At 47.9% G+C, this 10,364-nt stretch carries 16 protein-coding genes and 1 pseudogene; 11 read left to right on the top strand and 6 right to left on the bottom strand.

Features of this window, described 5'->3' with window-relative positions; genetic code table 11:
- From C3451_RS23640 to C3451_RS23610, 6 genes and pseudogenes are all read right to left on the bottom strand, one after another.
- Window positions 1-209 (bottom strand): annotated as a pseudogene (locus tag C3451_RS23640) (hypothetical protein); the annotation flags it as partial.
- A 217-nt stretch (window positions 210-426) separates the two neighbouring features.
- Window positions 427-780: a hypothetical protein gene (locus C3451_RS23630; RefSeq protein WP_124304482.1), complete on the bottom strand. Its 354-nt coding sequence runs from the start codon at window positions 778-780 to the stop codon at window positions 427-429.
- A complete protein-coding gene (locus C3451_RS23625) occupies window positions 773-997 on the bottom strand; it encodes a hypothetical protein (protein WP_124304481.1) in 225 nt (74 codons plus the stop codon). Before C3451_RS23625 ends, C3451_RS23630 begins: the two co-directional genes overlap by 8 nt.
- A 106-nt stretch (window positions 998-1,103) precedes the next feature.
- Entirely contained in the window at window positions 1,104-1,490 is a 387-nt protein-coding gene (locus C3451_RS23620; protein ID WP_124304480.1) for a S24 family peptidase, read from the bottom strand.
- Window positions 1,491-1,556: 66 nt separating this feature from the next.
- Window positions 1,557-1,988, bottom strand: coding sequence for a helix-turn-helix domain-containing protein (locus C3451_RS23615; RefSeq protein ID WP_124304479.1), 432 nt, complete (start codon window positions 1,986-1,988; stop codon window positions 1,557-1,559).
- Window positions 1,989-2,163: 175 nt separating this feature from the next.
- Window positions 2,164-2,949, bottom strand: coding sequence for a S24 family peptidase (locus tag C3451_RS23610; protein WP_006811075.1), 786 nt, complete (start codon window positions 2,947-2,949; stop codon window positions 2,164-2,166).
- Window positions 2,950-2,998: 49 nt separating this feature from the next.
- Between C3451_RS23610 and C3451_RS23605 the strand changes: the two genes are divergently transcribed.
- The 11 genes from C3451_RS23605 (at window position 2,999) to C3451_RS24685 (ending at window position 10,218) form a co-directional block, all read left to right on the top strand.
- Window positions 2,999-3,229 (top strand): transcriptional regulator, encoded by a 231-nt coding sequence (locus C3451_RS23605; protein WP_072051414.1) that lies wholly within the window; start codon window positions 2,999-3,001, stop codon window positions 3,227-3,229.
- 1 nt (window position 3,230) lies between these two features.
- Window positions 3,231-3,440 (top strand): DUF4222 domain-containing protein, encoded by a 210-nt coding sequence (locus C3451_RS23600; RefSeq protein WP_045404153.1) that lies wholly within the window; start codon window positions 3,231-3,233, stop codon window positions 3,438-3,440.
- Between the two features lie 344 nt (window positions 3,441-3,784).
- Complete coding sequence (locus tag C3451_RS23590; protein ID WP_124304478.1) at window positions 3,785-4,795, top strand: hypothetical protein; 1,011 nt, start codon at window positions 3,785-3,787, stop codon at window positions 4,793-4,795.
- 103 nt (window positions 4,796-4,898) lie between these two features.
- The gene (locus C3451_RS23585; RefSeq protein ID WP_124304477.1) at window positions 4,899-6,770 is read left to right on the top strand and encodes a toprim domain-containing protein; all 1,872 of its coding nucleotides are present in this window, start codon (window positions 4,899-4,901) and stop codon (window positions 6,768-6,770) included.
- A gap of 1 nt (window position 6,771) precedes the next feature.
- Complete coding sequence (locus tag C3451_RS23580) at window positions 6,772-7,083, top strand: hypothetical protein (protein ID WP_001325077.1); 312 nt, start codon at window positions 6,772-6,774, stop codon at window positions 7,081-7,083.
- The gene (locus C3451_RS23575; RefSeq protein WP_124304476.1) at window positions 7,080-7,862 is read left to right on the top strand and encodes an antitermination protein; all 783 of its coding nucleotides are present in this window, start codon (window positions 7,080-7,082) and stop codon (window positions 7,860-7,862) included. The genes C3451_RS23580 and C3451_RS23575 overlap by 4 nt, the downstream gene beginning before the upstream one ends.
- Window positions 7,863-8,506: 644 nt before the next feature.
- Entirely contained in the window at window positions 8,507-8,896 is a 390-nt protein-coding gene (locus C3451_RS23570) for a phage holin family protein (protein WP_023150206.1), read from the top strand.
- Window positions 8,886-9,164, top strand: coding sequence for a phage holin family protein (locus tag C3451_RS23565; RefSeq protein WP_124304475.1), 279 nt, complete (start codon window positions 8,886-8,888; stop codon window positions 9,162-9,164). Before C3451_RS23570 ends, C3451_RS23565 begins: the two co-directional genes overlap by 11 nt.
- Window positions 9,164-9,793, top strand: a complete 630-nt coding sequence (locus C3451_RS23560) for a glycoside hydrolase family 19 protein (protein WP_124304474.1) — start codon at window positions 9,164-9,166, stop codon at window positions 9,791-9,793. The genes C3451_RS23565 and C3451_RS23560 overlap by 1 nt, the downstream gene beginning before the upstream one ends.
- A gap of 7 nt (window positions 9,794-9,800) precedes the next feature.
- Window positions 9,801-10,076 (top strand): hypothetical protein, encoded by a 276-nt coding sequence (locus tag C3451_RS23555; protein ID WP_049017496.1) that lies wholly within the window; start codon window positions 9,801-9,803, stop codon window positions 10,074-10,076.
- On the top strand, window positions 10,027-10,218 hold the full coding sequence (locus C3451_RS24685; protein ID WP_124304483.1) for a hypothetical protein: 192 nt from the start codon (window positions 10,027-10,029) through the stop codon (window positions 10,216-10,218). The genes C3451_RS23555 and C3451_RS24685 overlap by 50 nt, the downstream gene beginning before the upstream one ends.
- The last annotated feature ends 146 nt before the right edge of the window (window positions 10,219-10,364 follow it).

Genomic DNA, 10,364 nt, shown 5'->3' with positions numbered 1-10,364 from the left:
TCAATACGCACTCGCGGGTGATGCTGCGGAAAACCTGAACGCTCAAAAGCCTCGGTGGTCATGAAGAAAGCCAGATAGCGGATCGCCGTATCTCGCGTGAAGCATTTTTTGATACGACCGTGACGTATTGCTACGAACAGTGGGCCAACTGGCGTATCGTGTTTCTGTAATGCCAGGTCAATCATGCTTACGGTGCGTTTATCTTTCATTTCCGGTCCTTAACTTTGCTGTATCGTTCGTGACTCATTACTTCCCAGTTCTTGCCGCCATCGCGGGAGAGTAGCCGCCAGCGGTGATTAACCTTGAGGCTCAAATTCCCGGAGCCGTGCATACGGCAGGGGTGAATGCGCCTTGTCCTGAACTGGCTTAAAACGTGTGCCGCCTTGAGGTGAACCCACTCAGGAATTCGTATCGCTGTCAGCGCCATCAGATCCGAGCCTCCACTTTTTGTTTTTTGACGAACTCAACCAGCTCAGAAATGAGCTCGTCGATTAATGCCTTCCCGCTATCCGTAAGGAATTCACCACTGCCATTAACATCGACAGCGCTGCTGTAAATTCCCTTAATAGCTTTTACACCGTCGACATTCCCGTACTCACTGATCGCAAGCCTTTCGAATTTTCGTAATAATCCATCCAGAAGAATCTCTGTTAACTCGACCGTGTTAATACCGCCTTTATTGAGCTTAATAACAAGGCAGTTACTGCCAGTTTTACGCTGGTGGCGTAATAACGCTGCTTTTAAAATTCGGCGTCGATAGGTGTTGATTAAATTATCCATTGCGGCGCGCCTCCTCCTCTAAGCTCATAACAATCTTCTCTTCTTTTTCGGTCCAATCATGAATTTCGCCAGCAATGTCATAAACAAGAGAGCAAATAGTTTTAAGTTGGAAATGGTCCAGTTTGTCGTGATATTCAAATAATGTTTGCGATAAACCAGCCAGTTTCTCGGCTTTGAAATTCACAACCTGAATGTCTTGCATTTTTAATAAGCTCATAATTACCGTCCATATGCTTTTTTGAGATAAAGACGAGCGATTACCTCGTAACCGCAAGCCGCATAAAGGCATGCTGTTCTATATGCCGATTTATTAATGATGAAAGTCATACGAAGCGCCTCACAGCCAAAGAAGCGACCACCCGACCGTGAATTTTGATTTCTTTCTGTTCATCAGCATTAAGGGTGAAAGTTTCGTAATGATGGTTATCAGAGATGATTTTTAATGAGCCATCAGCTAATGGCTCAATTCTCTCAATGAAAAGGCATGGGCGACCAAAAGCATCCATTGTGTAAACATAAATTCCAGAGGTAAGCGCACTTCCACCGCAATCAACGAAAGCCACAACCTCACATGGTTCGATGGTCGGCTGCATTGAATCACCTTCCATCAGGCAGCTTTGAACGCGGTTGCCAAAGTCATTAATGTTGTCAGATCCGAACAGCATCTGAGGTGTTTTAACTGGCTGATTAATTGCGACGGAATTTTGCATTTTCATTTCCTAAGGGTGAGTTTGTCCCCACCAAGAAAGGTGTTAATTAAATAATGTTAATTAATTTTAAATTTTGTCGGCTTGCTTGCAGATGGTTTCTTGCAAGTCTTCTAATTTTTCATAAACGATAGTTAGTGTACCGATAGCCGACAATTCCGGAGGCATGCAATCCATAGCGTTAGATAAAGCCATTCTGCAATTGCCAATATCAGCAGACCATGAGTTAAGTTGATTGGACGTTATAATACTTGTTGGTTCTGTAAATTCACCGCACTGCTCGTTTCCTGAAATGAGCCACAGAACATCAGAATGAAGAATGTTAGCCAATTGGATTAACTGGTCAGCAAACGGAACAGTTTTTTCCGTTTCCCAGTTGTTAATGGTTTCGGTTGTTAAACCAAGATGATCAGCCAAAAAATCCTGAGAGAGTCGAAGCGAAGATCTTTGATTTAATATTCTTTTGCCGATGGTTTTGGCTACGGTGATTTGAGTATTCATTTCATTGGCTCCGTTGTTTGCCGATGAATGAACTTTATCTCAAAGATAAATTTTGGTAAATATCTTTTTGATAAATTATGATAAATTAATGGTTATAATATTGATATATATAGTAAATTATTTTGTGCAGGGCATAAAAAAACCAGCCGAAGCTGGTTTTTTATATGTATGAGTCTCACCCCAAACGGTTGTATGACATTTGCCATCTACCGACAACTAAGCCCTGAATGTGAAACTCGCTTTGATCAGTTTCAGATACAAACCATTTTTCGTAAGTTGAATTATCGCTGATGACTACCAGCTTGTCCTTAAGCAGTTGTAAGCGTTTGATATGAAAGTTGTCACCATAAACGAACGCATAAATCCCATCACCTATCAACCGGTTTACCGTAACGTCTATAACGACAAGATCCCCAGGGAAAATAGTCCCGAGCATGCTATCGCCGACAACCGTGCAGATTTTCAGGGAGGTAGGGCTACGCCCACCAAACATCCTTTTAGCCTCCTCTGGATCAAGTTCAATCGATTTAACTATTTCAGGATAGTCCATGTTCATCCTGCCACTTCCGCAACTGAACTCAGTGTCCAGCACCTCAATTCGGTATTGTTGCTGATTTTTTGTCAGTGGATTTATGAAAAAGTTAGGCTTGGTACCAGATGCATCAACATCTGCTCTCTTTGAATCCATCCAGCCATGGGGCAGGCCCATACTTGACTCAATTCTCCTAGCTATTATGTCACCAATGTTACGAGAGGCGTTAGAGCCAGATAACTGACTCAGTTGAGAAGGGGGTATACCAATTTTTTCAGCAATTTGTGCCTTGGTATAACCTTCCACGATGTACTCACCAATCAACCTGTTTAGGTTCTGACGTCGAATGTTTTTTATGTCCATGACCAAATACTCCCACTTTTTAGCAATATGATAAATACCCAATTTGATAAATTTATCTTGCCTCATAGTTATCGTAAAGATAAACTTTACCAAAATGATAAATTGAGGTGTGGGTATGGAAAACGAACTTCTTTCCTGGCGTCGTGCTTCCACTAAAGAAGAATGGCACGCTTTGGCAGTTAAGAGCGGTACATCAATAGGATATTTGAATCTTATTGCCTACGGATACAGAAATGCGTCACCAAAACTTGCAACTTCTATTGAAGCAGCAAGTAGAACTTTTGTGGGTAAAAAACCCATCAAGCGAGAAATGCTTGTTTTCCCACATCCGGGCAATGAGGTGTGACATGTCACATCCAATCACTACCGAAAACCAAGTTAAGCCATTGGATATCGATTATCGCGATCCTCGCGGGGTGATTGTGCATGTCACCGGCTGGAATCGGGATAAGCAGCAGGTGTATTTCACCAGGCAGAATTATCCGCATGAATGCATGCAGCCTGTCTGGAAGTTCCAACAATATTTTACAAAGGTCTCGGAGGCGCAAAATGCGTGATTACGGAAAGGTGTCGTCTGAGTTTTGGTTAGACCAGAACGGCAACAAATGGAAAGTGCCCACGATCAAAGGTCGCCTGAAAATGCGCGTACCCTGCCATCGCGCACTACGCGAATTTGTTCTTTGGCGCGACGGTTTCAAATGCCGTCATTGTGGTAGTCAAGACCGCATTAAATTGGTCGCAGATCACATTGTATCGCGACGTAACGGTGGGGCTCACCACCCAGACAACATGCAGTGTTTGTGTGATTCCTGCAATGCGCGCAAGGCATCCCTGGTTGATGCCAAATTCCAGCCAAGGCCTGATGTAAGTGAGGTTATTTGTTCTGATGGAGGGGTGATTGATGGCACGCATTAGAACAATTAAACCTGAGTTCTGGACTGATGAGAAGATTGTCGAATGCTCATTTGAGGCGCGCCTGATGTTTATCGGAATGTTCAATTTTGCCGACGACAAAGGCAATCTGGTGCGCTCCCCGAAGCGTATCAAGATGCAGATTTTCCCTGCGGACATGATCGACTGCGAGCCGTTAATTAAAGAACTTAGCCTGGCTGGGTTAATCAGTGAGTATTCAGTGAATGGTGTTGAATATATTCACATTGATGGTTTTTCTAAACACCAGAAAATTAACCGACCATCCGCAACAACAATACCTACTCCAGAAGAAGTCGCTGATAGCTCACGGAAACCAGCACCTAATTACATGGATGGTTCAGTGAATGATGATGAAAAACAAACATATGATTCACATGCAAGCAATGGAGTTAACACTGAGGACTCACTGAGTGCTCACGGCGAACTCACTGACGGAAGGGAAAGGAAGGGAAGGGAAGAGGAAAGGAATAAAACTAATTTGTCCGATTCGAATCGGACTGATGGCGATAAACCTGACGAGTCGAAAGGGAAACCTTCACAGGAAAAACCTGATTCAGAATCAGATGATGCTGAAGGCCAAGATCCAGTCGATGTCGCTTTCGAAAATATTTTTTGGGGGGCAGGTCTGAGAAAGGATGCCAAGGTCAAGGCTAAGTCAGCGTTCAGGACCAAATATCGCGACTGGAAAAAAGCGAACCGAGGTACGCCTGAGAACTTCGCCGTTATGCTGGCTGAAGATATCAGCCTCCGGGTGAAAACACAGCAAATGGGGTTCGACAAACTCCTGCCAGCGTCATACCTGAACGGAGAGCGCTGGAACGATGAAAAACCAAATGGAGCTCCTCAGATATCCCCAAGCGCAAACGCCATCGGTGGGACAGGGGCTTCCTGGTTCGCAAAACCAAGTGACGGTTCGGCTGAGGTATTTATCAGCCAGGCAGCCATTGACCGCATGAAGCGCGGAGCTAACCGCCCATGAAAAGAATCCTCAAACGTCTACTGGTTGCTGGCTATAACCGCGGCTTTTTGCGTGAGGAATTCGTGACTATGTGCTTTATAAAATTCGATTTACGGAGTGTGTGATGACCCCTGCTGAGTTATCTGAAAAATTGTGGGACAACGCCGAAAGAGTTGCGAAATACCTGCTTCCACGAGGACACCTCGAGGGCAAGGAGTGGTGCGCTGGTAATACCAATGGTGATGCCGGTAAGAGCCTGAAAATCAATCTCGGGGGTAAGAAGACTTGGGCGGATTTTGCAAGCGGCGACAGCGGAGACCTGCTGGATCTTTGGGTGTTGGTGCGTAACTGCCAACTGCACGACGCTATGCGAGAAGCGAAAGAGTTCCTTGGGCTGAAGGACGACGATAACCACTTTGAGGCAAAGAAGAAGACCTTCTCTCGCCCAACCAAAAAAGGCGTTAAAAAGGCGAGTCATTGCTACGACTACCTGGCTTCCCGTGGTATCACCCGGGAGACAGCCGATCAATTCCGTGTTTCGGATGCAGTTGTCTGGTACCACGATGAAAACCGCGAAATTCCGGCAGTAGCGTTTCCGTATCTTCGCAATGGCGAGCTGTTGCAGGTAAAGCGAATCGGCACTGAACGACCAAATGGCAAAAAGTTGATCATGGCTGAGGCGGATTGCGAACCATGTCTGTTTGGCTGGCAGGCTATGGACGCGAAAGCCCGAGCTGTTGTGCTTTGCGAAGGAGAGATTGACTGTATGACCTACTCGCAATTCGGTATCAGTGCTCTATCGGTACCGTTCGGCGGGGGAAAAGGTGCCAAACAGCAGTGGATCGAATACGAGTATCACAACCTCGACCGATTCGAAGAAATTTGGTTAAGCCTCGATAACGATGATGTTGGGCGGGAAGCCGCAAAAGAAATTGCTCGCCGTCTGGGTGAGCATCGTTGCCGCCTGGTAGAGCTGCCGCACAAAGATATCAACGAATGCCTAACTGCCGGGGTGAGCGAGGATGAAATCTGGCAATACTTAGGGACCGCTAAATTCTTTGACCCTGATGAACTCTGTTCTGCGGGTGATCTCCTTCAGGAAACACTGGATGCATTCGAACATCGAGATGTTGGGTTATTTTCCAGCCCGTGGGATTCGCTGAACAGTAATTTCAAATTCCGCGCCGGAGAGCTGACGCTGGTTAACGGAGTAAACGGCCACGGAAAAACCGAGCTGGTGGGACATATCGCCGTCAATGCCATGAGCCAGGGAGTCCGGATATGCATTGCCTCGCTGGAGCTTAAGCCTGGGAAAATGTTGGCTCGTCTTACCCGGCAAACCATTTGTAGAAAAAACCCAGAACGTACTGAAATCATCATGACTAACGAGTGGTTTTCTGATCGTCTTTGGGTGTTCAAACTCACCGGAACAGCCAAGGCCGATCGACTGTTGGAAATATTTGCCTATGCCAGACGCCGCTATGGAATCGATCTTTTCGTTATCGACAACTTGGCAAAATGTGGACTCGATGAGGAGGACTACGGTGGACAAAAAGAATTTATCGATACCCTCTGCGACTTTAAAAACGAGCACAACTGCCATGTTCTGCTGGTAACGCATGCCAGAAAAACAAACGAAGCTGCACCAACAGGGAAAATGGATGTTAAAGGCACTGGCGCTTTAACTGACATGCCCGACAACGTTATGGCGGTCTGGCGTAATATCCCGCGCGAACTGGCGCAGCGCAAAGCTGAAAGAATGGGGTATGAGAGCCTTGATAAGGACGAACAGACTGCTATCCAAATGCCCGCTTCGATGATCCGCCTGTTGAAACAACGTGAAGGGGAAGGCTGGATCGGAGACATAGGGGCTAACTTTGATTCCCGCTCACACCAGTTTATCGAGGGTGATAAAGGGCCCTTCAATTACTTGGCCGGCAAACAGCAAAGTGAACTTGATATTGAGTGGGAAGCCACCAACGCAACGAGGTATTAAAATGGATCGCCTAATTAGAGAAATGTCGTATCTCTTTACCAAGCAGCGTTTTATGGAGCTTCAGGAAACGGCAAAAGACATCGCAATCGGTCATAGTGATTTTCCTGAGTGTTTCGGTCTTATTGCTGACGCCATCGCTGAATTTGTTGAAGACACTCCTGATGATGAGTGGCGAGAGCATGAAAAAATCCTTATGCACTACGTTGCTATGCGTGTTCTGACGCTGTGGGGTAACGGCGATAAAGTGACTGATGTCCAGTGGGCGCACCCTGGCTGGTTTGGCACTGCTGAAAAGGGGGAAACCATTCAATGAAGTTGGAAGCATCACTAAAACACTTTAGCCCTCAGGGTGTGCACATCAGCGACGACGTGAAAGGAACCTCTCCGGATCGTATCACCGGCACCGATGTTATGGCGGCCATTGGTACCACCAGCAGCCGAGCGCGGTTTGGTCTGGCTGCCTTCTTTGGTAAGACCGGGATCAGCAAAAGCGATGAGCAGTTGGCTGTACAGGCTCTGGCGCGTCATGCAATGGAATCAGCGCCCAGGAATGTACGTAAAGCAGCAGCAGGCGAGTTTGGCTGGTGCATGATGGTGCTCGCACAATTCGCCTTTGCCGAATACTCCCGTTCAGCGGCTACCAACGTGACATGTCACAGTTGCAGCGGTGCCGGGTTTATCTCCGGGAATGAGGATGTGGTTAAACATCCTGGTATTTTCGACGCCGACGGTGCCGAAGTGGTGGCCCCGAAGATTAAAAATGAGCTGGTGAATAGGGTTTGCGGAACATGCGGAGGAAAGAAAGTGATCCTTGCCCGGTGCAGGTGTGGCGGTAAAGGCGAAGTGTTGGACCGCAAAGCGACTAAAGACCGCGGCGCACCGGTTTTCAAAACGTGTGAACGTTGCTCTGGTAATGGTTTCTCTGCTATCTCCTCGGCGACGGTACACCGTGCCATTCTGAAGCGCCTCCCTGACCTTCATCAGTCCTCATGGTCACGCAACTGGAAACCCTTCTATGAAATGCTGGTGGAGACTTTGCGGCAGGGGGAGCATCACGCTGCTGTAGAATTTGAGAAGGCAACAACTTATTAATATGATCGGAACAAATGGCGACACTTTTTTGCACGTTAGTGTTGACTTTGCATAAAACTGTCCTGTATGCTTCTAATCGTGGAAGATACCGTCCAAACGAAATTAATCATTGAAACCCTGCCTCGGCGGGGTTTTTGCTTTTCTAAGGCTGCCAATGGGTGGCCTTTTTTGTTTCCCCTCGTTCTGAGAGGACTCATGGCGATGATGTATTGACCGCTAGAATGGATTAGTCGTAACTTATTATTGTGGTGAATCCTTTCTAAGCGAAAGGGCGTTCCAGTCAACTGCTATCTGCAGGTATGCGCGCGGCTTTGCTGACTGGGGTAGAGTCACCGGGAGGCACCCGGCACCATGACAACAACAATACAAGTTTCAAATTCCTTGAGAGCCTGCCATAAAACGCAGGCCTTTTTTTATGGTTTTGCAAACTGCTGCTACGCTTTGAGTTGTGGGAAGTAACTGAATGCCCGGTGGTTCTCCTGGACCGATAGTGAATCAGCCGATACAGCTTCACCTCTGAGCATAAGTCTTACTCACACCTACCTTACAAATAGTCAACTCATTAGCCCGCCATCAACAGCGGGCTTTTATTATTTCCCCTCAAACTTACTGAGAGGATTCATAGCAATTACAGAGGGGGCGTAATGTCCGATCCATTAACCGGCACTGGTGCAGTTCTCGGCGGAGGCCTGCTGGGTTCAGTCCTGTATGGTGTCTTTACTCATACAGATTTCGGCGTGGTGTTTGGAGCGTTTGGTGGTGCGGTGTTTTACGTCGCGACAGCTGCAAACCTTACGCGTGCTCGCCTGGCTGCATATTTCCTTACATCATTCATTGTTGGAGTGCTTGGCGCCGGGTTTGTTGGTTCATGGCTAAATGCTGCCTCGAGTTATGAAAAACCACTGGATGCACTCGGTGCAGTGATTTTGTCTGCACTGTGTATAAAAATCCTAACTTTTCTTAATAACCAGGACCTGAACACCCTGTTCGGTTTTTTCTCACGGTTACGCGGAGGAGGGGGAAATGGTAATTGACCCGTCAGCTGTCTTTAACGCGTTTATCTGCTCGGTGATCGTCGTCGTTCTGATGTTCTACCAGCGCCATGGTGCCCGGCACCGTCCTTTCATCTCAATCCTGGCGTATATAACCATCCTGATTTACGCAGTAATCCCGTGGCAATTCATCTTCGGTCTCTATCGTGACTCCAGTTGGCTGGTGGTGGTGGCAAACCTCCTGATATGCGCAGCTGTTATGAAGGTCCGGGGAAATCTGGCGCGTCTGGTTGATCTTCTGAGGCACTAATGAACCAAATACTATTTCAAAAGGCGGCTGGCATTAGCGCCGGGCTCGCTTTGCGCTGGTTTCAGCATATCGATGCTGCAATGAAGGAATTCGGCATCACGGCGCCGCTCGATCAGGCCATGTTCATCGCACAGATGGGGCATGAGTCCACGGGATTTACCCGGCTGGTGGAAAACCTGAATTACGCGGCTGAAAACTTAGTGCCTACATTCGGCAGACACCGCATTACTCCCCAGCAGGCCGCCGCGCTCGGCAGAACGGCAACGCAATCGGCAAATCAGAAAGCGATAGCCAATCTGGTTTATGGCGGTGAGTGGGGCAAAAAGAACCTGGGCAACCAGGTTGCTGGTGATGGCTGGAAATATCGCGGTCGCGGCCTGAAGCAAATCACCGGGCTCAGCAATTACCGCAACTGTGGCCACGCGCTGAAGTTGGACCTTGTAACCCAGCCTGAATTGCTGGAACAGGATGAATATGCTGCTCGCTCAGCTGCATGGTTCTATGTCTCGCACGGATGCCTGCTCCATTCCGGCGACGTGGAGCGCGTCACGCTGCTTATCAATGGCGGACGTAACGGGCTGGATAAACGCCGCGCGCTGTTTAACCTGGCGAAATCTGTCCTGGTGTGAGGTCACTATGGGGTTTGAAACTTTATTTGGTATTGCTGCAGCAGTAATTGCCGCCATCGCTGGCGCTTTCGGCCTGGGCCATATTCGCGGCACCAGTAAAGCAGAGGCTAAAGCCGATCAGCAGCGCACAGAAGAGAATGCAGCGGCGACCGTTGCGGCGGCAGAACGTAAAGCGGAAGTCACTAAAGAGGCTAGTAATGTCCAGCAGACTGTTAATCACATGCCTGATGACGATGTTGATCGCGAGCTGCGCGAAAACTTCACCCGCCCCGGTGGTGATTGATACGGGCTGCCTGTGGACCCGGATTATCTATCTGACAAACCACGATATTGACATTCTGGACCGCCAGACGAAGAAAGACATCCTGGCACATAACAAAGCGTGGCAGGCGAACTGCCAGAAAGAAACCAGAGCCTCGCAATAGCGGGGCTTTTTAATGCGCTTCGCACGCGCACATCAAAGAAAGTCTTTCAGCTGTGAGCCTGGGCAAACCGTTAACTTTCGGCGGCTTTGCCGTGCGGCAGGCTCACGTCTAAAAGGAAAATCAAATGCAGGTGACTATTGATGGTG

Source organism: Enterobacter sp. 301B (assembly GCF_003850715.1).
GTDB classification, from domain to species: domain Bacteria; phylum Pseudomonadota; class Gammaproteobacteria; order Enterobacterales; family Enterobacteriaceae; genus Enterobacter; species Enterobacter intestinihominis.
Note: the sequence above shows the minus strand (reverse complement) of the source record. Positions and strands in the feature narration are given on the sequence as shown.

What these genes read in the sequence shown, in the direction of transcription:
- C3451_RS23570 (WP_023150206.1), top strand. Translation starts at nt 8,507, where the DNA reads ATGTCCGATCCATTAACCGGCACTGGTGCAGTTCTCGGCGGAGGCCTG.
- C3451_RS23585 (WP_124304477.1), top strand. Translation starts at nt 4,899, where the DNA reads ATGACCCCTGCTGAGTTATCTGAAAAATTGTGGGACAACGCCGAAAGA.
- C3451_RS23590 (WP_124304478.1), top strand. Translation starts at nt 3,785, where the DNA reads ATGGCACGCATTAGAACAATTAAACCTGAGTTCTGGACTGATGAGAAG.
- C3451_RS23615 (WP_124304479.1), bottom strand. Translation starts at nt 1,988, where the DNA reads ATGAATACTCAAATCACCGTAGCCAAAACCATCGGCAAAAGAATATTA.
- C3451_RS23630 (WP_124304482.1), bottom strand. Translation starts at nt 780, where the DNA reads ATGGATAATTTAATCAACACCTATCGACGCCGAATTTTAAAAGCAGCG.
- C3451_RS23555 (WP_049017496.1), top strand. Translation starts at nt 9,801, where the DNA reads ATGGGGTTTGAAACTTTATTTGGTATTGCTGCAGCAGTAATTGCCGCC.
- C3451_RS23560 (WP_124304474.1), top strand. Translation starts at nt 9,164, where the DNA reads ATGAACCAAATACTATTTCAAAAGGCGGCTGGCATTAGCGCCGGGCTC.
- C3451_RS23625 (WP_124304481.1), bottom strand. Translation starts at nt 997, where the DNA reads ATGAGCTTATTAAAAATGCAAGACATTCAGGTTGTGAATTTCAAAGCC.
- C3451_RS23565 (WP_124304475.1), top strand. Translation starts at nt 8,886, where the DNA reads ATGGTAATTGACCCGTCAGCTGTCTTTAACGCGTTTATCTGCTCGGTG.
- C3451_RS23575 (WP_124304476.1), top strand. Translation starts at nt 7,080, where the DNA reads ATGAAGTTGGAAGCATCACTAAAACACTTTAGCCCTCAGGGTGTGCAC.
- C3451_RS24685 (WP_124304483.1), top strand. Translation starts at nt 10,027, where the DNA reads ATGTTGATCGCGAGCTGCGCGAAAACTTCACCCGCCCCGGTGGTGATT.
- C3451_RS23605 (WP_072051414.1), top strand. Translation starts at nt 2,999, where the DNA reads ATGGAAAACGAACTTCTTTCCTGGCGTCGTGCTTCCACTAAAGAAGAA.
- C3451_RS23600 (WP_045404153.1), top strand. Translation starts at nt 3,231, where the DNA reads ATGTCACATCCAATCACTACCGAAAACCAAGTTAAGCCATTGGATATC.
- C3451_RS23610 (WP_006811075.1), bottom strand. Translation starts at nt 2,949, where the DNA reads ATGAGGCAAGATAAATTTATCAAATTGGGTATTTATCATATTGCTAAA.
- C3451_RS23580 (WP_001325077.1), top strand. Translation starts at nt 6,772, where the DNA reads ATGGATCGCCTAATTAGAGAAATGTCGTATCTCTTTACCAAGCAGCGT.
- C3451_RS23620 (WP_124304480.1), bottom strand. Translation starts at nt 1,490, where the DNA reads ATGCAAAATTCCGTCGCAATTAATCAGCCAGTTAAAACACCTCAGATG.